The 24726-nt window shown below is 61.6% G+C and carries 23 protein-coding genes; 18 read left to right on the top strand and 5 right to left on the bottom strand.

Going from position 1 to position 24726, the window contains the following annotated elements:
• Positions 1-95: 95 nt before the first annotated feature.
• Positions 96-1580 carry a Na+/H+ antiporter NhaC gene (nhaC, locus tag FVF58_RS35850; protein ID WP_149674448.1) on the top strand — a complete coding sequence of 495 codons (1485 nt, stop codon included), beginning with the start codon at positions 96-98 and terminating at the stop codon, positions 1578-1580.
• 441 nt (positions 1581-2021) lie between these two features.
• A complete protein-coding gene (locus FVF58_RS35855; protein ID WP_149674449.1) occupies positions 2022-2360 on the top strand; it encodes an RcnB family protein in 339 nt (112 codons plus the stop codon).
• A gap of 87 nt (positions 2361-2447) precedes the next feature.
• Here the strand turns inward: FVF58_RS35855 and FVF58_RS35860 are convergent, their stop codons facing one another.
• Both FVF58_RS35860 and FVF58_RS35865 read right to left on the bottom strand, forming a co-directional pair.
• Positions 2448-3782, bottom strand: a complete 1335-nt coding sequence (locus tag FVF58_RS35860) for a type II toxin-antitoxin system HipA family toxin (RefSeq protein ID WP_149674450.1) — start codon at positions 3780-3782, stop codon at positions 2448-2450.
• A gap of 2 nt (positions 3783-3784) precedes the next feature.
• Positions 3785-4312 (bottom strand): helix-turn-helix transcriptional regulator, encoded by a 528-nt coding sequence (locus tag FVF58_RS35865; protein ID WP_149674451.1) that lies wholly within the window; start codon positions 4310-4312, stop codon positions 3785-3787.
• Positions 4313-4971: 659 nt separating this feature from the next.
• Between FVF58_RS35865 and FVF58_RS51740 the strand changes: the two genes are divergently transcribed.
• The 4 genes from FVF58_RS51740 (at position 4972) to FVF58_RS35880 (ending at position 8622) form a co-directional block, all read left to right on the top strand.
• Complete coding sequence (locus FVF58_RS51740; RefSeq protein WP_188131026.1) at positions 4972-5112, top strand: hypothetical protein; 141 nt, start codon at positions 4972-4974, stop codon at positions 5110-5112.
• Positions 5113-5744: 632 nt separating this feature from the next.
• Positions 5745-6125 carry a hypothetical protein gene (locus FVF58_RS35870; protein ID WP_149674452.1) on the top strand — a complete coding sequence of 127 codons (381 nt, stop codon included), beginning with the start codon at positions 5745-5747 and terminating at the stop codon, positions 6123-6125.
• An 11-nt stretch (positions 6126-6136) separates the two neighbouring features.
• A complete protein-coding gene (locus FVF58_RS35875; protein WP_149674453.1) occupies positions 6137-6358 on the top strand; it encodes a YMGG-like glycine zipper-containing protein in 222 nt (73 codons plus the stop codon).
• Between the two features lie 698 nt (positions 6359-7056).
• Entirely contained in the window at positions 7057-8622 is a 1566-nt protein-coding gene (locus tag FVF58_RS35880) for an alpha/beta hydrolase (RefSeq protein WP_149674454.1), read from the top strand.
• 12 nt (positions 8623-8634) lie between these two features.
• Here FVF58_RS35880 and FVF58_RS35885 read toward each other — a convergent pair whose 3' ends face one another.
• Positions 8635-9819 (bottom strand): endo-1,4-beta-xylanase, encoded by a 1185-nt coding sequence (locus tag FVF58_RS35885; protein ID WP_246217322.1) that lies wholly within the window; start codon positions 9817-9819, stop codon positions 8635-8637.
• A 281-nt stretch (positions 9820-10100) separates the two neighbouring features.
• On the opposite strand from FVF58_RS35885, the gene FVF58_RS35890 reads away from it, so the two are divergent.
• A complete protein-coding gene (locus tag FVF58_RS35890; RefSeq protein ID WP_149674455.1) occupies positions 10101-10592 on the top strand; it encodes a LacI family DNA-binding transcriptional regulator in 492 nt (163 codons plus the stop codon).
• A 425-nt stretch (positions 10593-11017) separates the two neighbouring features.
• Here the strand turns inward: FVF58_RS35890 and FVF58_RS53270 are convergent, their stop codons facing one another.
• Complete coding sequence (locus FVF58_RS53270; protein WP_246217323.1) at positions 11018-11527, bottom strand: BON domain-containing protein; 510 nt, start codon at positions 11525-11527, stop codon at positions 11018-11020.
• Between the two features lie 715 nt (positions 11528-12242).
• On the opposite strand from FVF58_RS53270, the gene FVF58_RS35900 reads away from it, so the two are divergent.
• From FVF58_RS35900 to FVF58_RS35945, 10 genes are all read left to right on the top strand, one after another.
• Positions 12243-13394 carry a porin gene (locus FVF58_RS35900; RefSeq protein ID WP_149674456.1) on the top strand — a complete coding sequence of 384 codons (1152 nt, stop codon included), beginning with the start codon at positions 12243-12245 and terminating at the stop codon, positions 13392-13394.
• Positions 13395-13597: 203 nt separating this feature from the next.
• Positions 13598-14656 (top strand): LacI family DNA-binding transcriptional regulator, encoded by a 1059-nt coding sequence (locus FVF58_RS35905; RefSeq protein ID WP_149674457.1) that lies wholly within the window; start codon positions 13598-13600, stop codon positions 14654-14656.
• Between the two features lie 170 nt (positions 14657-14826).
• A complete protein-coding gene (locus FVF58_RS35910; protein WP_149674458.1) occupies positions 14827-16074 on the top strand; it encodes an ABC transporter substrate-binding protein in 1248 nt (415 codons plus the stop codon).
• Positions 16075-16168: 94 nt separating this feature from the next.
• Positions 16169-17194 (top strand): carbohydrate ABC transporter permease, encoded by a 1026-nt coding sequence (locus FVF58_RS35915; protein WP_149674459.1) that lies wholly within the window; start codon positions 16169-16171, stop codon positions 17192-17194.
• Complete coding sequence (locus FVF58_RS35920; protein ID WP_149674460.1) at positions 17191-18021, top strand: carbohydrate ABC transporter permease; 831 nt, start codon at positions 17191-17193, stop codon at positions 18019-18021. The genes FVF58_RS35915 and FVF58_RS35920 overlap by 4 nt, the downstream gene beginning before the upstream one ends.
• Before the next feature lie 61 nt (positions 18022-18082).
• Complete coding sequence (locus FVF58_RS35925) at positions 18083-19420, top strand: GH1 family beta-glucosidase (RefSeq protein WP_149674461.1); 1338 nt, start codon at positions 18083-18085, stop codon at positions 19418-19420.
• Positions 19421-19509: 89 nt separating this feature from the next.
• Positions 19510-20640, top strand: coding sequence for an ABC transporter ATP-binding protein (locus FVF58_RS35930; protein ID WP_149674462.1), 1131 nt, complete (start codon positions 19510-19512; stop codon positions 20638-20640).
• Between the two features lie 93 nt (positions 20641-20733).
• Positions 20734-20967 carry a type II toxin-antitoxin system Phd/YefM family antitoxin gene (locus FVF58_RS35935; RefSeq protein WP_149674463.1) on the top strand — a complete coding sequence of 78 codons (234 nt, stop codon included), beginning with the start codon at positions 20734-20736 and terminating at the stop codon, positions 20965-20967.
• Between the two features lie 524 nt (positions 20968-21491).
• Positions 21492-21725, top strand: a complete 234-nt coding sequence (locus FVF58_RS35940; RefSeq protein WP_149674464.1) for a type II toxin-antitoxin system Phd/YefM family antitoxin — start codon at positions 21492-21494, stop codon at positions 21723-21725.
• Entirely contained in the window at positions 21722-22111 is a 390-nt protein-coding gene (locus FVF58_RS35945; RefSeq protein WP_149674465.1) for a type II toxin-antitoxin system VapC family toxin, read from the top strand. The genes FVF58_RS35940 and FVF58_RS35945 overlap by 4 nt, the downstream gene beginning before the upstream one ends.
• On the opposite strand, the gene FVF58_RS35950 is transcribed toward FVF58_RS35945, so the two are convergent.
• Positions 22090-23169, bottom strand: coding sequence for a LacI family DNA-binding transcriptional regulator (locus tag FVF58_RS35950; RefSeq protein WP_246217324.1), 1080 nt, complete (start codon positions 23167-23169; stop codon positions 22090-22092). The two genes, FVF58_RS35945 and FVF58_RS35950, sit on opposite strands and share 22 nt — an antisense overlap.
• A 254-nt stretch (positions 23170-23423) precedes the next feature.
• Between FVF58_RS35950 and FVF58_RS35955 the strand changes: the two genes are divergently transcribed.
• On the top strand, positions 23424-24722 hold the full coding sequence (locus FVF58_RS35955) for an extracellular solute-binding protein (RefSeq protein WP_149674466.1): 1299 nt from the start codon (positions 23424-23426) through the stop codon (positions 24720-24722).
• Positions 24723-24726: the final 4 nt, after the last annotated feature.

A 24726-nucleotide genomic window follows, 5' to 3' on the forward strand; every position in this document is an offset into this window, starting at 1 on the left:
AAACACCGCGAACCCGCAACGCGTTTGCAAAGCCGAACTTCGCCGAAGCGGTAGCGGACGAGTTGCGGGCGGTGCCGTAACGGGGACAAGCTCAAATGAAGAGACCCGACTCACCTCAACCGGTCACGTTGACCGAGGCGATCATCCCTGTTGCCAGCCTGGTCGTGCTGGTGGGTCTTTCGTACTATCTGTTTGGTGATGGCGGCGCCGAGGGCCCGAACCAGGTGGGCCTCGTCGTCGCCACGATGATCGCGGTATTCGTCGGCTGGCGCCGCGGGCATTCGCTGGCGTCGCTCGGCGAAGCCGCGGTCGCGAGTGTCAGTACGGGCATCGGCGCGATTTTCATTCTGTTTGCCGTCGGTGCGCTCATCGGTACATGGGCGCTCAGCGGCACGCTCGTTGCGATGGTCTATTACGGCCTCAAGCTTCTCAGCCCCAATTACTTTTATGTGACGGCCGCCGCCATTTGCGCCGTCGTGTCGATCAGTATCGGTAGCTCGTGGACGGTGGCCGGCACGATCGGCATCGGCCTCATGGGTATCGCGCAGGGCATGGGTCTGAATCCGGCCATCGCGGCCGGCGCGATCATCTCGGGCGCGTATTTCGGCGACAAGTCTTCGCCGCTCTCCGACTCCGCCAATCTCGCCGCCGCGGCGTCCGGCGCCTCACTGTACCCGCACCTGCGGGAAACGTTTCTGACGTCGGCTGTGTCGATAGTGATCACGCTCGGTGTGTTCTTCGCGCTCGGCCGGCCGGGCGATTTCGACGCCACCGCTGAGCTGTACGCCATGCGTGGCGCGTTTCATATCTCGTTGTGGCTGTTTCTGCCGCTCGTCCTCGTCATTCTGCTGGCGGCCTTCAAGATACCGCCGTTCACCGCGATCTTTCTCGGCGCGCTGGCGGGCGGCGCGCTCGCCGTTTGCGTGGCCCCCGAGCGCGTGATCGCGTTTGCTTCGGCGAAGCAGGGCGTGCCCGACTGGCTTGCGGCTTTCAAAGGCGTCTGGCTCGCATTGGCGAGCGGCTACAAAGCGTCGACCGGTAACGCCACGCTCGACATACTCGTGACGCGCGGCGGCATGGATAGCATGTTGAACACGATCTGGCTCGTCATCACGGCGCTGGCGTTCGGCGGTGTGGTCGAAAAGTGCGGGGTGCTGGAGCGCCTGATCGCGCCGGTGATCGAAAGGGCAAAGACGGCGGGCGCGCTGGTCGCTTCGCTCGTCGCGTCGATCGTCGCGACCAATATCGTCACCGCCGACCAGTACATTGCGGTCGTCCTGCCTGCGCGAATGTTCAAGTCCGCGTTTGCGAAGCGCGGATTCGAGCCGGTAGTGCTGTCGCGAGCCGTTGGCGATGCGGCCACGCCGACCGGCGCGTTGATTCCGTGGAATAGTTGCGGCGCTTATATGGCGGCGACGCTGGGTGTGGCCACGCTGAGGTATGCGCCGTTTGCCGTTTTCTGTTTCGTGAGTCCGCTTCTGACCATTGCCGTCGCGTATGCGGGCATCCGTATGCTACGGCTTCCGGCCGCGCAGGCACATGCCGCGACCGAGCCCGTTTCGCCACTTCGGGACGAGTGAGCGTGTGCCGTGATTAGCGCTTGGGATTGGCGACTTCATCCGGATGAGCTTTTGCCCAACATTGGTGAACCGCTGGCAATTGCGGATTTTGTCGCATGTATGCCGCTAGCGCGGAGCCGGCTTGAAGTCGAACGTTCATTTACTATAATCTGAACGTCATCAGGTACCACCCTGAAACTATTATTCCTTCCGCACTGCTTTAGAAATTGCATTCGGTCCATCTACCGCCGGGTGCAATGAACATCGAGTCAATCCAGTTGCCGATTTTTGGCATTGCGAATCATGTAGCCGATCCACTGCATGAATGTGGGTGTCGCAACGACGCATGGCCATTCTCATATGAGCCACCTAGGTCGTGCGGACGAGTTGTCATCGTATTGTCAAAAAGACATTGCGCGCCGTGACACCGTGAGCTTTCTTTCACCGTAGGGAGGTTTGATCATGAACAAGCAGATTATCGTGCAGCTTGTTGCTCTTTCCTTTTCCGGCGTCTCTCTGATTGCAATCGCGGCAGGTCCGCCGCCGGATCAGGGCGACGCGCCCATGGCGGGCTCGATGGGCCGCCAGCAGGTCATGCCGTCGATTCCACATCGTGACTGGCACAAGGGCCAACGCGTTCCCGCTGAATATCGTAACTACAACTTCATGATGGATGACTGGCGCGGCCATGGACTCAAAGCGCCGCCGCGGGGACAAAAATGGTTAGGGGTCAACGGAGACTACGTGCTGGTATCCACCAACAACTGGACGATCTCCAACATCGTCGCTGGAACAGAGTGACTCCATTCAGACGGCGAATGCGGACAACGTAACTGTTCCATTCGCCGTAGCCGGCGTTTCAAAGTCCGGCGGCGCGCGCCACGATCCTTACGTCGATTGCGCGAGCTTGGTGTTCAGCCGACGCATGCCGCCAAAGACCGCATCGGCCACATCCATCGGAAAACCCTCGGGCAATTGCGCCGACACTGCTTCGATCACCGCATCGGTTCGCGCGGTCAACTCGTCGATCATTGTCTCCACACTCGCAGCGGACAATCCCACTCGTTGCCCTTCGGCAATCCAGTGCCGCCTTTGGATCTGATTGAGCAGATAGTGGACGTTTTTGCTACGAACCGCCATCGCCAGTTTGACCTTTTGCGCAGGTAAGCGGCCGGCGCCCGCGCCGATGATCGGATGCGCCGAAAGCACATCGTAAAGCGGAGTGGATTCGTAGCGGTTGCCCGGCAAGTGCGCGATGCTGAAGTTCTTCGCATGACCGTCGGTCGCGGCGAGCAGCCAGAAGATCATCTGCGTCGTGAAGAAGTTGCGCCGGTCTGTCGCCGCGCGCGCGGAGCCGGACAGCACTTCCATGATCGTCTCGATGCCTGGCCCACCGTCGGATTCATACTTGTGAAGCGCCGAGGTGGCCGTCGCCTGGCACATGTCCTCCTGAGGAAGCCGCACGATCCATGTTGCGTCGCTGGACGGCCGGCGGTCGAATCGCTCGACGATCAACACCTTCTGATCTTCGAATCCCGCGATTTCGCAACGCGCGACAGGTAGCCCATAAGCCGCGACGATCTGCGAGCAGAGCCATTCGTTTTCCACCGACGTGCGCATGTCCGCACGCATGTTGCCGACCAGTCCGAGCGGCAACTTGAAGATATGCGTGGTCGGCGTGCTGCCTTCGGGCAGCAGCCAGCGGCCTCGATGGCGGAGCAGGGCTGTCTTTTCCTGCGCGCCCGCGATCGACAGGCGCAGATCTTCCAGCGGATCGTGCTGTCCGAGCGGGGACGTCGATGTCGTGCCGCGCAGCAGGCCCGCGATCTCGCGGTCGCGTAGTTCGCGCCCGCTGATGGTCGTGAGGTCGGCAGGCGTCTCGTCCGGCGGCAGCATCTGCAGCGCGCCGACGCAGTCGCGACCGAGCGCGGCAAGCAGTGCGAATGGCGCGGTGCTGCCGGTCCTGTGGCGCGTGGCGATACGGCGGCGGATCGGTTCGCTGTCGGGCAGCAGGTTGTCGAAATAGTCCGCGACGACCTGGCCGCGATACGGCTGGTTGCCCGGCGTGAAAGGAAGCGATAGCGACAGCGGGCGCCCCTGCGGATCGTCGATCCAGTCGTCGCGATACACGAGGCGTTCGCCGTGGCGGGTCGTTTCCCAATGGCCGACTGGCAAGCCGTTCATCCAAAGATTCAGGCGGGTGGGTTGCGTGCTGCGCGCCATGCTTACCAGTCCTCCCGTTTCTTGCCGGCGCTGCGGGATTTCGCGGCGCCGCGAGGGGCTTTAGAGGCGGTGGCGCCGCGGGCTTTGCGCGTGGTTTTGCTGGCGGTTTGTTTCGCGGGGCGTGCGGCGCGCGCCTGCGTTGCGGAGGAAGCTTCCTGCTTGCGCGACGCCGGCGTTTTGCGCTTGACGTTGCCGGCCGCTGCCGTCGACGCGTTTTTCGCGGGACGGCCGGCCGCCGCTGTGTCCGCCGGTTGCGGGGCGCCTGGGGACGATGTGACATTTCTCCCGACGACGCTGCTTGCCGCTGACCCGTCTGCGGTTTGGGTCAGCTTCAGATCGACCTGTAGCACCCGCAAGACCTTGAGGAGCCGCTCCACGCTGACTGTGGCCGGATTGGCCTCGAGTTGCGCGTAAGTCTGCTGCGCCACGCCGAGATGGCTGGCCATCGCAGCCTGGGTGAGCCCGGCGGCCTTCCTGAAGCCCTGCAGAATCGGCTTCAACTGGCTCAGTGTCTTGATGGGGTAGTCCACGGTTCATCTCCGGCAGGTGCTTCGGCACCTTGACAGGTTAAAGCCTGTAAATTTCATATACAGTCTATACGCTGTATTTTGCAAATACAAGCCAAAGACTGTTAATGCCGAATGCGCGGCAAGCGGGCATCCGCGCGGGCAATACCGGGTCCAAAGCGTCTGTGCGCAAGTTGGACGCGGCGTCGCGGGCATGAGGTGTGGCTGGAGCCGGTGACTATAATGCAACTAACGGTCAAGCCCGCTTACGCCCGCCCAGCTGCTCCGCAGCCAGTCATGCGTCATCAGCAGGAAGTGGCCGCGATCGAGCCTATGGCATGTCCCGCCATAGCGGTGCAAGCCGCTCGATGAGGTTCCCGTCGATTGTCATGCTTCATTGCAATCGACACATGGCCGCATTGAGAAAGGCACGAACACATCTCACAATTCCACGCGCTGATGAACACCGACTCGGTGGAGCGCCGAGGGTTTCGACATCGAGATCAGGACGTGGCAGGAAATGTCGAGTTGTTACACCCAGGTGAACGGCCTGTTCGACATGATCTTCTCGTTCATGGCGAGCATCGTGCTAGTCATCTCCGCGATGAGTGCGTCACGCTCGTCGCCGCGTGCGCGATCAACGCATTCGGGATCGGATAAACGCCGCCCACTCGTCCTGTCGTGTGCTGCTGCAGGTCGATCTTGACTGGCTACGCATGGGCGCGATCGCGCTCGCGGCAAGTTTATTCGCCGTGCTGTGTGCGTCTTATCCCGCTTATCGCGCGACCCGTATCGAAGTCGTCGACGCATTGAGCATCGTGTGATGCGTGCGTCATATAAAGACCGTTGTTCTGCTGGCTTCATTGCATCTGGAAACAGCTACCTTTGTTTGCATTCGGACAATGGAATGTCGGCAACCCCCAATCGGCGTTCTTACAGTCTTATCGGCTTTCTGTCATCAGCGGTTTGCACTACTACTGGAACTGAATCCAACGCGGTATGAGTGAGACTTTCTTCTACTCCCGATCGACCAGCGCCGTTTCCATTCGGGTTCAAACTGCTTTGCATTGTGCTGCGAGGCAAACGCGCTCTTCTGTGGATTGCGCGGAATTGAGCTTGGAAATTATAGAAAACGCCCTAGACTCTATATCGTGCCGCATCGTCGATGCCGGACCGGCCGCGCCGCTCGACGCGTCGTATCCGCAATCAATTCCAGTTCTTCATGTTGACTCCGCCATTCAGTGCGACGGCGGAATAACAGAACAGTCCGGTACGGCAGGCGGCTGCAGGTCGCTATTCCCGGCGAGGCCGGAGCGGATGACTTCACTGCGTCAGTTGAGACCGAGAAAAGGAGGCCCGATCAGACACAGAGACCATTCCTCTACATAACACGACCGACGCCACCGGATGCGGTCGGCGCAGGCTGCTGGAGAACATAACTTCCATGGAGTACGTGATGGCAACCAGACCACAATGGCGAACGCTGTTATCTCTGACTTTCCTGACGTTCGCAATGATGAGCAATGTCGCCCGCGCAGAAAGCATTCCGATTGTCACGGGCGAGCAATGGATCCACTCGTCGGATGAAGCCAAGAAGGCGTATCTCGTCGGCGTCGCCAATGTGCTTGAAATCGAGCGGGCGTATTACGCGGGCAATAAATCCGCCGACAAGGATATCGCGCCGCGCTTCGCGAAAGGCATGCAAGGTCAAACCCTCGACAGCGTGCGCCAGGGGCTCGACAGTTGGTACGCCGCCAATCCCACGAGAATCCAGCACCCGGTGATCGAGACCTTGTGGTTCGAAATGGTCGTGCCAGGCCTGAAGAAGAACCCATAAAGGAGACGATCATGAAACGACTTGGATGGATCGCGGGCATTGGCGCTTTTGTGGTCGTGGTCGGCTGCACCGACATGAGCGCGCGGCAGCAGGGCACGATGAGCGGCGCGGCGATCGGCGCGGCGGGCGGCGCAGGCATTGCGGCGATCTCGGGGGGCGACGCGTGGACCGGTGCGCTCATCGGCGGTGCTGCCGGTGGTGTGGCGGGCAATATCAGGGGTGGTCGGCAGTAGGTATGCCGGCCGGAGCGTCGGGGCTATGCAACACGCCCCGCGTTCCGGTCTGGGTCGCAGGGTTCCTCAGAAGCGCGCTGCGCCGAGCCTCGCCCCGCAGCGGCGTCGTCCGTTGTCGCTCGCATGACTGGCTGTCGGACGATGCTGCGCGCCGCAAGGACCTTGCGGCGAGTGGATGCCACTCAACACGTTCTCTTTGCCACCTTCACGCCGCATCTCGCGTCAAACAGTGAAACGCGGCAATCAGCCGCTTCTCCGCTCGACCGCACCTTACGGCCGGCATACTGCCCGGCAACTCAGGCATGCATACGTTCAACCCCGCAGCCCAACTCATCAAACAGCGTGGGATTGCAAGCAAGCATCAAGACTCCGGCGCATACAACGCAGCCATTCATCGAATTGCAGCAGAGTTTGAACGGACGGATAAAAGACCTTAGGATATCCAGGCGGGATCTTTCAAACGACGCATGCGATGACAACGGCCGAACGGGAAAGCGATCATCATATGGGTCGATTGCGTCGGCCAACGGCACGATGTATCGGTCCGAGCGACGCTCATGCCGGCACCGAGAGCGCCGATGCCTGCCTTCATGTTGCAGACGCCGACGCGGCGTAGCGGCGTAGACTGATCCTGCTGTGTTCCGGATGTGGCGCATCATCGTCTTGCAGGTCGTTGCAACCCTCACCAAGAGGCACGAATGCTACGCACGTCGCTGAAGGTAATAAAGATAAGTGCATTGATTCTGGTCCTGCTGATGGTAGCCGCGCTGGGGTTGCGCGCGTGGTACTCGCAGCGCGCTCCGGAACTCGCGGTCTGGCACACCTATGTGCCGCGCGAAATGACGATCGAGGAAATGGACGCGGGCGACTGGAACGCCTACCTCAAGTCGGAGTCGCGGATTTTCGACGACGTGCGCACCAACGTCGTCGAAAAATTGCGCCCCGCCGAGCGCGTGCCCGCGAACCGCTACTACGAAGGCTCGCCTATCTTTCCGGCGCACTTCGCGCAAGACTGGAACCGCTCGTACATACTCGAACCGTCGGGACCACCCGTGGGCGCCGTGGTGTTGCTGCATGGTCTGACGGATTCGCCGTTCAGTTTGCGGCACATCGCGCGCCGCTACCGGGACCGGGGCTTTGTCGCGATCGGCATCCGTCTGCCGGGGCACGGCACGGTGCCCGCTGGTCTTACGCGTGTCGAATGGCGTGAATGGGCCGCCGCAACGCGGCTCGCGGTGCGCGAGGCGCGCCGGCGCATCGGTCCCGACAAGCCGCTGGAACTGGTCGGCTTCTCGAACGGCGGCGCGCTCGCGCTGCAATACGCGCTGGATTCCATCGAGAACCCCGCGCTTTCGCGCCCGACCCGCGTCATCCTTGTCTCGCCGATGATCGGCGTGACCCGTTATGCCCGCTTTGCCGGTCTCGCCGGACTGCCGGCGGTGCTCCCGGCGTTCGAACGGGCCGCGTGGCTCGGCATCGTGCCCGAGTTCAATCCGTTCAAATACAACTCGTTTCCGGTCAACGGCGCGCGCCAGTCGCACCTGCTCACGAGTACGATCCAGGAGCAGATCATCAGGCTGCATCGTGAGAACCGGCTGGTTGCATTGCCGCCCGTGCTGACGTTCCAGTCCGTGACCGATTTCACCGTCAGCACGCCGGCGGTAATGTCGTCGCTATACGACCAGCTTCCGCAGAATGGCAGTGAAGTCGTGCTGTTCGACGTGAATCGCAGCGTGCGATTCCGAACCTTTCTGCGCGTGGCGTCGTACACCGCGCTCTCGCGGCTGCTGCGCACGGGTCCGCAGAACTTTCGCACCACGGTCATCGCCAACGCGTCGCCGGACTCGAGCCAGACCGTTGAGCGCAACGTCGATGCGGGCCAGGTCGAAACGCGCGTCAAGCCGTTGGGCATCGAATATCCGCAAGATATTTTCTCGTTATCGCACGTGGCTATTCCGTTCCCGGTGACGGACGCGCTCTATGGCATCGCACCGAGCGACGAGGAGAATTTCAACGAGAACCTAGGCACGCTCGCGCCGCGCGGCGAACGCGGCACGTTGATTCTCACGCTCGACTCGATGTTCCGCATCGCGTCGAATCCGTTTTTCCCGTATGTCCTGCAGCGCATCGACGAGGGCATCGGCAAAATGCCGCCGCCGGTCGTGCAGTCGCCCGAGCGTTCTCATGAAACCGCCGCCGGGCAGCCGGACCAGGCGGCGGACGAGTTGCCGGAACTCAACGAGGTTGGCACTGATGAGCCGTGAGATAGCGATGCGTCACGGCTGGTAAGACGGGTCGACGATCGTCCAGAAGGCCTCTTTGGGTTGCAGGTTGGCTTCGAACAGCAGCGGCAGATTCGTGCGCGGCACCGGCGTCGAGGTCAGCCATGTGTGCTTGTCCGAGTAACCCCAGAACGTGACGGCCTTGATGCTCGGCTCGTGCTCGAACAGATCGAACACGGCGCGATAGCGCTGTGCCTGGGCGCGCATCACGTCGTTCGGCACCGCGTGGCCGAGGTCGGGCAGGCACGCATGCGGGTTACTCCAGCATGCGCCGGAATCGGTGTAGAGACTCATGTCGAGTTCCGTCACCTGATTCTCGAGTCCGAGCGCGGCGACATCGTCGAAAGCCTGTTTGATGTTCGGCAGTGGCGGCCAGTTCACGCTGATGTGCATCTGATGTCCCACGCCGTCGATCGGCACGCCCCCGGCGCGCAACTCGCGGACCACGGAGAGCAGCTTCGCGCGCTTGCCTGCATCGTCTGTGTTGTAGTCGTTGATATAGAGCTTCACGTTCGGATCAGCCGCACGCGCCGCACGGAATGCGATCGCAATGTAGTCCTTGCCGAGCGCGCGATACCACGGGCTGTCCTCGCGATAGACCTGATGCGGATCATCGCTGATGACTTCGTTGACCACGTCCCACGCATAGACCTTGCCGCGAAAGTGTGTGACAACGTCGGTTACATATCGCTGCAGGCGCGCTGCCACGATGTCGTGATAGTGAGGATCTTTGGGATCGCCGGCAAAGAACCAGGCGGGCGCTTCCGACCAGTCGCCGCTTTTGAAATGCCACACCAGCGTGTGGCCACGCACCGCGATCCCGTGCGCCTGGGCGAACGCGACAATTTCGTCGGCAGGCGCGAAGTTGTATTTGCCCTCGGCGACGCCGATCGTGCCCGGCTTCATCTTGTTCTCGGCGGTCAGGCTGGAAAACTGGGCGGCGAGCAATGCGGCGTCGGCAGGGCTTTCGATCGAGTCTGGCTCGATCGCCGCGCCGACCTTGAAATGCGCGGCCATGACGTTTCGCAACTGAGGCGGCGTCTCTTTAGGTGTCGCTGCAAGCGGCGGCCCGTCGTGCGCGGCTGTCGCCTGGGTGTTCGCGCAGCCACCGGCCCAGACAACCGAGCACAGCGCCGTGGCAAGGGTGAGAAGGCGTATCGAAGTCCGTCGGGCGCGCATTCACTGTCTCCTGGTAGTGTGATTTCTCATTCGAGGTTTTTCTAACTCTTCTTAACGTTACCGGTAACAGCGGCGATCTTAAGCAGCGACTGCAAGCCTCGCTATGCGGGGTTAACCTGACTGAACCGGCGAGGCGATGCACTTCGCGGCAAGACGGCGATGATTTGTCGGGATGTCGAAATGCCGGCGCATAGAAGCTTGGCCGAACCGACAAACTCATACAGCAACAGCCCGCCAGTTTGATAAGCTTGGCCGGATTACGTCCTTGGCCAGACCAGCGCATGGGTATCCGACAACTCGCGAGCGAACTCAATCTTTCCGTTTCGACCATTTCCCGTGCACTGAACGACAGCGACGAGGTCAGCGCCGAAACCCGCGAACGCGTGCGCGCTGCCGCGCTTCGGCATGGCTACGCGCCGAGCAAGTCGGCCGAGAGCTTGCGCAAGGGTCGGCTCGACATCATCGGGCTGATGCTGCCGATGCGGCGCGAAGAGGAGAAGTACACGCTCGGTGTGTTCATGACGCTGGCCGACGGGCTGCAATCTGTGCTGACGCAGCATGGCATGGACCTCGTGATGTATGCGAGCGAGTCATGGGACGACGAGTTTGCCCGCTTGCGGCGCATTGTCGAGCGGCGCCAAGCCTGCCGCTGTACGTGCGGCCCAATACGCTACTGGCGCTTGGCACCGAGGATCAGCGTCCCGATTACGACTATGCGAAACGCAGCGAACTGCACCTATTCGAACTGGGCGATGGCGAGACGGCCGCTGTGACGCTGCGTGATCTGGGCGGCGCCGAGGTGACGCATGTAAGCGTGGCTCGCCACGGCGACCTGTTGCGGATTCGGCGTGACGGCGTGCAAAGTCCGTTGCCGCTGGTGCTGCGCCAGTGGCATAGCTTGCGGGATGCGGCTGGCTTGCCGATGCGGGTTGGTGAGTCTGGGGTAAGCGTCACTTTGCCGGCGGGCGAGGGGCAGGTGACGTTACGCGTTTGACGGCTGTGCTGTGCTGTGTTGTGCTGTGCCGAGCCTGGTGTTGCGCACCAGGAACTGATGTAGTCGCTGACATGACCTCGCTGTTGTTCAAACGTTCAAGCGCAGGCCCATTCCCCAGACGATCAAAGCTGCCGAGGCAGACCGATGTTTAGCGCGCGGACGGTTTGACTGTCGTCCGCGCAGCGGTGTCGTTTGATTTCAACGTCAATTCAACCTTCCCCCCGACCGCGAGAGCAGGTTGTTCACCGAGGTGACGCCGTCCACCGTGTGGGCGGTCTGTTCAGCCAGCGCGACCTGCGTGCGCTCGGGCACCCATCCGATCAGCGTGACCTCTCCCGATCGCGCAAAGACGAATACGTGCGACAGGCTGACGCCGCTATGCGCGAAGCTGACACGGACGTTATGGGCGAGTTGCCGGTCGGCGGCCGACGAATCGCTGTCGGCATGGACCGCGGGTGCGATGGCGCTGGAAATCAACAATGCGAGAGTGGAAGCAATAGCTATTTTCACGATACCTCCTTGCAGATAAGCAGGTGTGCCGGCGAACTCCGGCAGCAAGTCTTCCGGTCCGACTCCAGGAGGGGCCGCGGAAGTGGATGACAAAAGCCCTGTGCAATGCGCAGTGCCATCGATGTCGATGGGAGCGCGCAGGGTTTTGTCTGTCGGGACGTTTGGCGGATTTGTTGTCGCCCGGCGAAAAGCTTGCGCGTTCATCGTCGGAACGCGGCGTTGGATTGACTGCGTGGCGCGGACCGTTCAAGCGGATCAAGGCAAGGCCTGAACGGTGAATTCCGCGAAAAGCGAATAAGTCTCGTGAATGCGCTTGCAGACTCGCACTCAATCTTCTCTGTCGAGCTGGGCACGGCTCGTTGACCGGCGTTGTCGGCGTCCTATCTGTTGATCATAGTCCCGAATGCCAACGCTTGCTGGAAGGCGGCGAGATGCGCTGTGGGGATGTCCATCGGACACTTGCTCGTCGTTGAATTCGACAGAGGCGCAAGCTCAGGCCGGAAAAATCCGGCCAACACGCACGTCAATCCCCAATGCGGTTCACAGTTCGTCGTTGCATTCGCACAACATCAAAATCGGCTTGCGCGCGCGTTCGAACGACTCGAAGCCCCCTGCGAGCCCGCGCGACGCCAAAACGCGGGCTTCGCGCGATTTTTCAGTGTACGGATTCAAACGGATTTGCCAGGCAGATGACCACGACGTGATGGTCACGAAGAGCGTGCTACTTCTTCATTGGATCATGCGCAACAGCTATATACGACAGCGTTTTCCCTGACACGGAAGATTGATACGCAGCGCAATTGGCGTCCCTATAATCGCCTCGAAATGTGAAGCGGACATTTCAGCAAAGCGGGGAGTGTACCCACTGAGGACACATCCTGAGCGGCTTGGAGACGCCAAAATGTATATAGGATATCTAATGAAAAAAGAGGTTCTTGCTTTGTCCATGATGGCAGCTGCGACGGTGGCCCACGCGCAGAGCAGCGTCACACTATATGGACGTATCGACAACGGCATCCAGTACGAAACCGGTATTCCGGGCGGCCACGCGTGGGCTGCCCAGAGCGGCGACTGGGGTTGCTCGTGGTTCGGCCTGGAAGGTGCGGAAGATCTGGGCGGCGGCACGAAGGCGGTCTTCCAGTTGGAAGGGCAGCTGAATACGATGACCGGCGCTTCGGCGGGCAATCTGTTCGGCCGCCACGCCACGGTCGGCTTCACCAATGACCATTTCGGTCTGTTCAAGATGGGTAATCTCGGCGCCGGCGAACTGTCGCAGGACAGCTGGGGCACCGACCCGCAGCTGATGCAGCGTTACGCAATCTCGACCCTGGTGCGCGGCCGCAACTGGGCGAGCACCAGCAACGGCGCAGAGTACAACTCGCCCGTGCTGCTCGGCGGCCTGGTCCTGAAGGGTCAATATTCGCTGACCAACAATACGAGCTGGAACTCGGCGCCGGTCAACGCCCAAGGCGTTCCGACGGGCCAGGGCCGTACCAATGCGGTCGAAGGTATCTACACGTTCGGCAGCGGCGACTTCCGCGTGATTTACGACGAAGTCCGCGGCGCGAACGGTTCGTTCAACAACGTCTACTCGGCTTCGCGTTCGATTCTCGCCGGCGGCACGTATGTGATCGGTCCCGTGAAGCTGTACGCCGGCTACCAGCACCTGAGTGCGCCGGATGCGACCAACGCGAGCGTGGGCGTGACCGACGCATCGCAGCCGATCGGCGTGAGCGCGCCGACCGGGGTGAACCACGAATGGTTCGGCGCGGCATGGCAGGTGACCAACGCCACGGCGCTGACCGGCGCGGTGTTCCATGCGAACGCGAACAACGGCAACGGCAATGCGACGCTGTTCACGCTGGCTGCGACGTACGCGCTGTCCAAGCGCACCTTCGTCTACACGGAAGCCGGCTACGTCCACAACAGCTCGACGTCGAACCTGAACCTCGGCAACGGCCCGTACGGCAACAACAACTTCAATCCGGCAACCGGCACGTCGTCCAACAGCAACCCGGACTACGGCCACAGCCAGACGGGTGTGTTCGCCGGCATCATGACGACGTTCTAAGTAGGGCTTGCCTTGACCGGCAATCGTAGTGATCTCTGAGTTTCAGGTACTGCTTATTTCTCTTTCGTAGAGAGGCCGGTGCGACGCTTCCTCCACCCTCGTCGCACTGGCTGTTTTTTGCTGACAGCCTTGCATTTCACGCGCAACCAGACTAGGGTTTACTCACGTTTGAAAGCGCTTTCAAAAATCGTATTCTGTTGCTCATGATCGACGACGACGCCACCCCACCCAATGTGACACTCGAGGAAATCGCGCGGGCAGCCGGCGTTTCTCCGAGCACCGTGTCGCGCATCCTGAACGGCACGGCGCGTGTGCTGCCGGCCAAGCAGAAAGCGGTGGAGCAGGCTATCGCGCGGTTCAACTATCGGCCAAACGTGTTGGCGCGCGGCCTCGCAAGCGGCAAGACCGACACCATCGGCGTACTCACACAAACCGTGTCCAGCCCGTTCTACGCGGAGTGGCTGCGCGGTATCGAAGACGGTCTGTCGGAGACGGGCTACACCGCGCTCTTCGTCAGCAGCCGCTGGAGCATCAAGGACGAGATGGCGCGCCTCGAACAGTTCATCGCGCGCCGTGTCGACGGCATGATTCTGTTGCATGCCCAACTCGACGAGGCGTCCCTGATCGATTACTCGCGGCACGCGCCCTTGCTCGTGCTTGGACGTTCCGTGCAAAACAGCGCGTCCCTCGCGAGCTTGCCGCTCGACAACCTGCAAGGGGCTCGCGACGCGACCCGGCATCTGATCGACCAGGGTCACCGCAGGATCGCGTTCATCGCCGGGCCGCCCAATCATGAGGATGCCATCGAGCGCCTCGACGGTTACCGGATGGCGCTCGAAGAAGCGGGTATCGCGTTCGACGCCGAACTGGTCGAGCAGGGCGACTATCTGGAGACCGGCGGCGTGGCGGCGATGGAGCGGCTGTTCGCGCGCGGCTCGTCGTTTAGCGCCGTGTTCTGCTCGAACGATCAGAGCGCTTATGGCGCGCGTCTGACGATTTTCCACCGTGGCTTGCGGGTGCCGGAAGACATCTCGCTGGTCGGCTTCGACGATTTGCCGACCTCGTCGTATATGACTCCGCCGCTGACCACGGTCCGCCAGCCCACCTACGAAATCGGGCGGCTCGCGGCGCAGGGGATCGTGCAGATGATCCGCAAGCAACCCATCGCACTGAAAACGATTCCGCTCACGCTGGTGATTCGCGAAACGACGCGCCGATGGGCGCCGGCGTCCACCGCAAAGGCTCGCCGAACTAGCCGTTGAGCGGCTCTGAGCACTGCAAAACCCCTCGGGGCGTTTTTTTTGTGAGGTCTTGAAAGCGCTTTCAAACGCCAGGAAAGTTTAAGAGAGTCGTAAGCACGTCGCAAGAAAGCACAAGAAGCAACTGGAAATAACCGAACGCAATCTACAAACGGTTCAACAGGAGACAAGTAATGAACTTTCGCATTTCGGGTGCTGCCGCCGCAGTCCTGCTCAGCCTGGCAGCAGCCGGCGCGCAAGCCAACACCACGCTGACGGTGGCGGTCTTTCCGAAGCTGGATCAGGAAATCAAGGATGCGCTGCCCGCGTGGAAGAAGCTGCATCCCGATGTCGACATCAAGGTGTCGTCGCTCGCGATCGCCGATCACCACAACGCGATGACCACCGCGCTCGCAACCAGCTCCGATCTGCCCGACGTGATGGCGGTCGAAGTTGGCTTCATCGGCCGGTTCGCTTCGGGCGGCGGCCTGGAGGACTTGTCGAAGGCGCCGTACAACGCGGGCCAGTACAAGAGCCAGTTCATTCGCTATACGTTCGCGCAGGCCACCACCCAGGACGGCGTGATCGTCGGCATGCCGGCGGACATCGGCCCGGGCACGCTGTTCTACCGCAAGGACATCCTCGACAAGGCGGGCGTCACCGAAGCCGACCTGAACAAGTCGTGGGATTCGTATCTCGCCGCGGGCCAGAAGATCAAGAAGGCCACCGGTGCTTATCTGATGGCTTCGTCGCGCGATATTGAGGATATCTACATTCGTGCCGACCTGAAGGAAGGCGACGGCGTGTACTTCGACAAGGCCGGCAACCCGGTGGTCACGTCGGCGCGCTTCGTCAACGCATTCAAGCTCGCGAAGAAGGCGCGCGACCTCGGCCTCGACGCGAAAATCACGCCGTGGTCGAACGAATGGGCCGAGAGCTTCAAGCGCGGCACCGTCTCCACCCAGATGATGGGCGCGTGGCTCGGCGGCCATCTGTCGTCGTGGATTGCGCCGGACACGAAGGGCCTGTGGCGCGCGGCCAATTTGCCGAACAACGCGTACGCCTCGTTCGGCGGCACGTTCTACGCGATTCCGGCGAAGGCGACCCAGAAGCCGATGTCGTGGGAATTCATCAAGTTCCTGACGACGCGCCAGGACACGCAACTCGCGTCGTTCCGCTCGATTGATGCGTTCCCCGCGCTGGTCGCAGCCCAGAACGATTCGTTCTTTGCCGAGCCGGTTTCGTTCCTTGGCGATGAGAAGGCCCGTCTGATCTGGCGCGACGCCGCGGCTCACATTCCGTCGATCCAGCGCAGCAAGTACGACCAGGTGGCCGAGGAAGCGGTCCACTCGGCGCTCGACAAGGTGGTCGACGACAACGTGGACATCCAGACGGCACTGCAGGAAGCGCAGGACCAGATCGCGCATCGCGTCCGCCGTTGAGGAAACAGCGCGGCGCCGTGTGCGCCGTGTTGAAGTTTTGCAATAGCGCGGCCGGCTCCGTTCGCCGGCCGCGCCAGACTGGACGGAACCCCTGATGAGCCTTTCGCTGCCCACCCCCGAACCGGCCGCCCATGACGGGCGCCTCGGCGACATGCACGCGCCGCTGACGGCGCCGCGCAGGAAGTCGCTGGTCAACCCGGTGAAGATCGCGCCTTACCTGTTTGTTGCTCCGTTTTTTCTGTTGTTCGGTTTGTTCATTGCCTTTCCGCTGCTGTTCTCGCTGTACCTGTCGTTCCAGAGCTGGGATGCGACTGCGGGACTCGCCAGCATGAAGTGGGTGGGCCTGTCGAACTTCATCTTCACGCTCACCGACCCGTGGTACTGGAAATCCCTCTACAACACGGCGTCGATGGCGATCATGTCCGGCCTGCCGCAACACCTGATTGCGCTGCCGCTCGCGTTTTTCCTGCAGACCGCGTTTCGCCGCTGGCGCAATTTCGTCGTCGGTCTGTACTTCCTGCCGTTCATCACGTCGAGCGTGGCGATCGCGTTGATCTTTTCGTCGCTGTATTCGACCGACTTCGGCATGATCAATCTCGCCATTGCGGCGATCGGCAAGTTGCCGGGCCTGCACTGGATCGTCCCCGCTCATCCGATCGAATGGCTGTACAGCCCGCCCAGCGTCAAGCCGGCGGTGTCGCTGGTGATCTTCTGGCGTTATGTCGGCTGGAATACGGTGCTTTATCTCTCCGCGCTGCAAACCATTCCGAAGGATCTGTACGAGGCGGCGAAGATCGACGGCGCTAACGGCTGGCAGCAGTTCACGCGCATCACGATTCCGCTCATCAAGCCGATGATCTTCTTCGCGGTGACGCTGTCCATCATCGGCGGTCTGCAACTGTTCGAAGAGCCGTTCATCCTGCTGCCGAACGAGGGCATGGGCACGAGCCAGTCGGGCCTGACCACGGCGGTCTACATGTACCGCACGGCGTTCCACGACGGCGATTTCGGTACCGCGAGTTCGATCGCGTGGCTGCTGTTCATCACGATTGCCGCGCTGATGTGGCTGAACACACGCATCTTTCACCGCAGCGGCATGAACGAGGAGAACCAGCGATGACACTGTCGAACAACAAGGCCCGCTATACCGGCTATGCGATCGTGATGGCGGGCGCGCTGCTGATGTTCTCGCCGTTCTACTTCATGTTCGTGTTCGCGACGCACACCAGCTCCGAGATTTTCTCGATGCCGCCGCCGCTGTGGTGCGGCAGCGCGTTTCTGGACAACATGGCGTCGCTGATGCGGCACATTCCGTTCTGGCGCAACCTCGGCTGGAGCTTCTACACGGCGACGCTCCAGACATTGCTGACGCTGCTGGTCACGTCGATGGCGGGCTACGCGTTCGCAATGTACGAGTTCCGCTTCAAGAAGACACTGTTCGCGGTCGCGTTGACCGCGATGCTGGTGCCGCCGTTCCTCGGCATGATCCCGACCTTCATGACGATGAACCTGCTGGGCTGGATCAACCAGCCGCGTGCTCTGTACGTGCCCGGCGCGGCCGCCGCGCTCGGCGTGTTCCTGATGCGCCAGTACGTTGCGTCGGCGATACCGTCGGATCTCATCGAGGCGGCGCGCATCGACGGTTGCGGCGAATTCCGCATTTACTGGAGTGTGGTGCTGCCGCTGCTGGGACCGGCGCTGGGCACGCTCGGGCTCATCAGCTTCATCCAGGCGTGGAACAACTTTCTGTCGGCGCTCGTCGTGCTGCGCTCGCCGTCCATGTACACGCTGCCGCTTGCGCTGCGCATCTTGCAGAGCCCGACCAATTCGGATTGGGGGGCGGTGATGGCGGGCTCGGCGGTCGCAGTGCTGCCGCTGCTCGTGCTGTTCGCGTTCACCTCACGCCGGCTGATCGACGGTCTGACGACCGGCGCGGTCAAGGCCTGAAGCTGTTGCAAACGACTTACTTCGAGCCCTCACGGGCATGACAATCAGGACAACATCATTCATGTCGACATATCGTTTCAAAGAAGACTTCGTATGGGGCGTCGCCACCAGCTCCTATCAGATTGAAGGCGCAGCGCATGAAGACGGCCGCGGCCCTTCGATCTGGGACGCGTTCTGCAAAGTGCCGGGCAAGGTCGTGAACGGCGAGAACGGAGATGTCGCCTGCGATCACTACCATCGTCTCGAACAGGACCTCGACATGATGGCCGACCTGGGCGTTCAGGCCTACCGCTTCTCGATCGCATGGCCCCGCGTTCAACCCGACGGCCGCGGCGCGTTCAACGAAAAAGGCCTGGCGTTCTACGAACGTCTCATCGACGGGCTGCTCAAGCGCGGCATCCAGCCGTTCGCGACGCTGTATCACTGGGACTTGCCGCTCGCGTTGCAGGAGACGCAAAACGGCTGGGAAAACCGCGACACCGCTTATCGTTTCGCGGACTACGCGCGCAAGATTGGCAGCGTGCTCGGCGACCGTGTGGCGTCGATCGCCACGCATAACGAGCCGTGGTGCACCGCGTGGCTAGGCAATGCGACCGGCTACTTCGCGCCGGGCAACGCGAGCCTGAAGCAGGCCGCGCACGTGTCGCACCATCTGCTGCTGTCGCATGGTCTTGCGTTGCAGGCTCTGCGCGCCGATGGCGTGAAGGCGCCGCTGGGCGTCGTGCTCAACCAGTCGCCCGCGCATGGCGCGACCGATTCACCCGAAGACCAGGCTGCCGCGTCGCTCGAATATGCGAAGTTCGTGAGCTGGTACATGGACCCGCTCTTCAAGGGCGAATATCCGGCCGAGGCGTTGCAGTGGTACGGCGCGAACGGCCCGCAAGAGGTGATTCGCGAGGGTGACTTCGGCATCATCGGCACGCCGATGGACTTCCTCGGCGTCAACTACTACACGCGGATTTTCGCCAGCGCATCCGGTGACAAACGGCCGCCGGGCGTGCTCGGCTTCACGGACATGGACTGGGAAGTTTATCCGCAAGGCCTGACCGAATTGCTGACGCAACTGAACGCGAATTACAAGCTGCCGCCCATCTACATCACCGAGAACGGCTGTGCGGCGAAGGACGTGCTGGAGAACGGCCGCGTGCGTGACATCGAACGCGTCCGCTTTTACGACCTGCATCTCGCCGCGTTGTCGGATGCGGCGCAAAAGGGCGTCGACGTCGCCGGGTATTTCGCATGGAGCCTGATGGACAACTTCGAATGGGCGTCCGGCTACGACAAGCGCTTCGGCATGGTGTACGTCGATTACGCGAGTCAGCAGCGCACGCCGAAAGACAGCGCGCACTGGTATCGGGACGTGATTGCGCAACACGCCGGCGTGGCCACGCCGCGCTAGAGCGAAGTCACCCGCATCGCAAACGCGCGACGTGCCTGAGGGCCGTGTCGCGCGGGAGCGCAAGCATAAGGATTCAGGAGAAGCTAACAATGGGCGAACTCGTACTGCGCAACGTCGCCAAGACGTATGGTGAAGGGCCCCAGGTCATTCAAGGCATCGATCTGCACATTCCGGACGGCCAGTTCACGGTCTTCGTCGGACCGTCCGGGTGCGGAAAGTCGACCATGCTGCGCATGATCGCCGGACTCGAATCGGTGAGCGGCGGCGACATTCTGATCGACGGCGTGCGGGTCAACGACCTGCAGCCCGCCGATCGCGGCATTTCGATGGTATTCCAGAGCTACGCGCTCTATCCGCATATGACGGTCGCGGAAAACATGGGCTTCTCGCTGAAGCTGTCGGGCAAGTCCAGGCAGGAAGTGCGTGAAGCGGTCGGACGTGCCGCAGAGATTTTGCAGATCAATCACCTGCTCGAACGCAAGCCCAAGGCGCTCTCGGGCGGCCAGCGGCAACGCGTAGCGATCGGGCGGGCGATCGTGCGCAAGCCGCGCGTGTTCCTGTTCGACGAACCGCTATCGAATCTCGACGCGGCGCTGCGCGTGCAGATGCGAATCGAACTCGCGAAGCTGCACCGCGAACTCGGCACGACGATGATCTACGTGACGCACGATCAGGTCGAGGCTATGACGCTGGGCGAGAAAATCGTCGTCTTCAACAAGGGGCATATCGAGCAGATCGGCGCGCCGCTCGACCTGTACGACCGGCCGGCGAATCGCTTCGTCGGCGGCTTTATCGGTTCGCCGCAGATGAACATGCTGCCCGCCGCGCTCGTATCGCACAGCGACACGCAAACCGTCATCACGCTCGGCGGGAGCGGCGACCAGATCGTGTTGCCGGGCCGCCCGGGCCGCTCGCTCACCGGCAAGCTGACGCTCGGGGTGCGCGCCGAGCATCTCGGCATCGGCGCACCGGGCGAAGGGCTTTCCGCGCGTGTCGAACTGGTCGAGCATCTGGGCGACGTATCGCTTTTGCACGCTCACCTCGATGGTGCGGGTCAGGCGATTTCGCTGAAGCTCGACAAGAAGGATGCGCAACACGCGGTCGGCGCGCGGATCGGCATCAAGCTGGAGGCTTCGGCGGCCACGCTGTTCGATGCGAACGGCGCGGCGGTCGCGTTCGAACGCAGTGAAGTGGGAGGACATCTTCAGGCAGTGGTTTGACGAGATTGATGATGAAGATCCGGCCGTGACCTGTAGCCGGTTCGGCTCGATTCCAAATAAATAGCCGTATGGATTGTCTGGGTGGAGAGCGCAATGGAAAAGAGAGTATCGAAAACCATTTTCAAGTCCAGGGCATGCGAACTGTTCAGGCAGGTCGAGATGTTGGGTGAAACCGTGGTTGTCACGGACCGCGGCCAACCCACCATCGAGATCCGGCCGTACTGCAGCAAGGAGTCGAATCCACTCGAACTGTTGCGCGCGTCGATCGTGCATTTCGATGCCAGGCAGGCCTCCCAGCCGGATTGGGCGGAACGGGAGGAGTCGTGAGTGCGCCCGCCAGGCTTGCCGGATACGGAGGCTTATCTCATGGTGTTCGACATGCATTTAACGTTAGCGCTACCATAGGATTTACGGTGCGATATTACTCGAACCTTGCAACTTGCTTTCTTCCTGCCAAGCCCCGCTGCGCGCCCCTTGGCGGCGCGTTGAGACGGATTCGGCAGACTAGGTAAACTCCGCATGGCGGCGCCTTGAGCGCGCGACTAACATGTTCTAACGTTATGGATAACGTTAGAAGTTTTCTTCTAATTCGCCTCACGAGGGCGGATATCGGTCAGGGCCATCCGATCACCATCGAGCTGACGCTCGGGCCGCATGAGGGCGCACAGCATCTCCTCATCAATTGCAATGTTCGAGCCGAACGATGTCGCGCTGGCGTTTGAAGGTATGGAAGCGGGAGAGGGCTTCCCGGCAGTAGTTGAAGGTTGATAACGAATATCTGGCCGCGAACCGCAAAGCGTTTCGGCCCGATCCAAAAAATAGCGGTATGAATTGTCTGGGTGGAGAGCGCAATGGAAAAGAGAGTATCGAAGGCCATCTTCAAGTCCAGGGCATGTGAATTGTTCCGGCAGGTGGAGATGCTGGGGGAGACGGTTGTCGTCACCGACCGTGGGCAACCCACAATCGAGATCAGGCCTTATCGCAACAAGCAGGAGAATCCGCTTGAGCTGTTGCGGGCTTCGATCGTGCATTTCAATATGAAGCACTCACCCGTGCCGGCCGTGTCGGAGCCGGAAGAGCGATGATTACGCTCGACACGCTTGCGCTGGTGTGCTGGCTGGGCAGGCAGAAAGCGTTGAGCCAGGCCGCGCACGATGCGATAGATCGGGAACTGGATGGCGGCGAGATCCTGATTTCGGCGATCAGCGCGCTCGAAATCGCGGAGTTCGTCAAGGACGGCCGGCTCGGACTGTCAATGGACGCGCGCAGCTGGCTGTCCACTTTCGTGTCGATGGAAGGGGTGCGCATGGTCCCGGTGGACACCGAAATCGCCTTGCGCGCGGCGACGCTCTCGCCTGCGCTGACTTCGCACCAGCGGTTGATCGTCGCCACCGCCCGCACGTTCGGCGGCGCGCTCGTCACCTCGGACGCGAAGGTGCGCGCGTCGACTTACGTGGAGACGATCTGGTGACGCGCGCGGCGGCGCTGTTTGGTGCGAACCGGTCCGGTGGAGTCGCGCACCACCAGCTCCGCCGGCAGCGTGATGCGCTGCGAGGCCGCGCCGATGCCGGCGATCTGCGCGAGCAACGTATTGACCGCCGAGCGCGCCATTTGCTGGAACGGTTGGCGGATCGTCGTGAGCGCCGGGTGAAATTGCTCCGACATCGGAATGTCGTCGAAGCCGATCACCGAGATGTCGTCCGGCACGCGCAAGCCCGCTTCCCTGATCGCGGCGATCACACCGAATGCGCTTTGATCGTTCGCCGTGAAAATGGCGGTGGGCGGCTCCGCGAGATCGAGCAGGTCGAAGGTCACGTCGAACGCCATCATCTGCGAGAGATCGCCGGCCGCGACCAGCGAATCTTCGCGCGGCAGCCCGAGGCGGGCCAGCGTGTCGCGATAACCACGCTGCCTGTCGCGTACGCCTTCGATCGTTTCGTCACCCGCGAGGAACGCGATCCGCTTGTGACCGAGTTGCGCCAGATGCTCGACCGCGAGGCACGCGCCTCCGTAGTTGTCGACCGATACCGACGGAAAACCGGTCAGCGTGCCGCGCTGATCGACGACGACGACCGGCACCTTGGCGGTTGCGAGCGCTTCGAGACACAGCGACTCGCGCGGGAGAATCGCCAGGATGCCATCCGAGAATTGCTGGATCAGACCTAGCAGATCGTGATGTGTATGGCGGTCCTCGTCGAATACGGTGTAGACCAGCATCTCGCAGCCCGCGCCGCGCGCGGCGCGGCCAGCGCCGAGGATCAGCTCGCTGGAGAACTGCGTGTCGAGCGTGGGCGTGATGATGCCGATGATGCCGTTGCGGCCGCCCGAGAGCTTCTGCGCGGTACGGTTCACCACGTAGCCGATATCCGACGCGATTCTGAGCACTTCGTCGCGGGTCTCCCGCGACACGCCCGGACGGCCATTGAGCGCGCGCGAAGCGGTCATTTGCGACACGCCGGCGAGCTTGGCGACGTGCTCGAGCGTAGGGGTCTGCTTTGCCATGCGTGACGAGGGAGTGCGAGAGGTCATGTCGAAATCGACTCGTTGCTAACGTTAGCGATACCGTTTATATACAATCCATTCTACCAGAACCCGTTTCGGTTGCAGCCCGTGAAAGCCCGAGCAGCCACTTAACCTTTTGCAGTATGCAAGACCCGTAGCAAAAACACCAGGTAAAATCCCGCATAGCGACAGTTCACGCAGAAGCCTAACATTCGCTAACGTTAAGGCTAACGTTAAACGTTTGGGTTGGTATTCCAATATTCACGAGAGGGGACACAAACATGGCGTACCCGGCTTTTTTTAAAGCGCGGTCAGTTGTCGGCGCCACGGCGCTCGTATGCTCGTTGTCGGCAGTCGTATCGACAAGCGCGTTCGCACAGTCTGGCAAGACAATTACCGAGTGGGACCAGCAGACCAACGTCACGTCGAGCAAGGTGCTCCGGGATGCGGCAGACCGCTTCGAGCATCAGAACCCCGGCTACAAGGTCGAGGACTCGCACGTCCTTAACGAAGCATACAAGACCAAGCTGAAAGTCGCGTTCGGCGCGGGCGAGCCGCCTTGCGTGTTCGAGTCGTGGGGCGGTGGTCCGCTGCACGAATATGTGAAGGCCGGCCAGGTGGTCGACCTGACGCCGTATCTGCAGAAAGACCCGGCTTATCGTGACCGCTTCCTGTCCACTTCGTGGCACGCGGTGACGTACGACAACAAGGCGTATGGCGTGGCGGCGGAAAATGCGTCCGCGGCAGTGATCTTCTACAACAAGGAACTGTTCAAGCAATACAACCTGACGCCGCCGCAAACCTGGGATCAGCTGATGCACGTCGTGCAGGTGCTGACTTCGCATGGCATCGCGCCGTTTGCGCTGAGCAACAAGAACAAGTGGACCGGCTCGATGTACTACATGTACCTCGTCGACCGGCTCGGCGGCCCTGAAGTGTTCCGCAAGGCAGTGGACCGCGCGCCGGGCGGCAGCTTCGCTGACCCGGTTTTCGTCGAAGCAGGCAAGTACATCCAGCAGTTGGTGAAGGCCGGCGCGTTCGCGCAGGGCTACAACGGGCTTGACTATGACGTGGGCGCATCGCGTCGTTTGCTGTATTCGGGCCGCGCCGCGATGGAATTGATGGGCGGCTGGGAAGCGTCGACGATCCAGAACGAAAATCCGGCATTTTCCAGCAAGGTCGATTTCTTCCCGTTCCCGAGCATGCCGGGCGGCAAGGGCGATCCGCGCGATGTGATCGGCACCGTCGGCGACGGCTTCATGAGCATCTCGACGGAATGCAAGGACCCGCAGGCGGCGTTCAAGCTGATTCAGACGATGACCGACGACACGTCGATGCAGGGCCGCGTGGTCGACAAGAAGATTCCGCCGGTCAAGAACATCAGCATTTCCGATCCGTTCCTGAAGCGCCTGCAAGAGTTGATCGCGAACGCGCCGAACGTGCAGCTGTGGTACGACCAGGAGTTGCCGCCGAAACTGGGCGAGCTGCACAAGGATACGTCGCAGGCGTTGTTCGGCCTGTCGGTGACGCCTGAAGCCGCTGCACAGCAAATGGAAGCCGCCGCGAAGGCGGGAAGCTAACCCG

The organism is Paraburkholderia panacisoli, from assembly GCF_008369935.1.
Taxonomy (GTDB): Bacteria; Pseudomonadota; Gammaproteobacteria; order Burkholderiales; family Burkholderiaceae; genus Paraburkholderia; species Paraburkholderia panacisoli.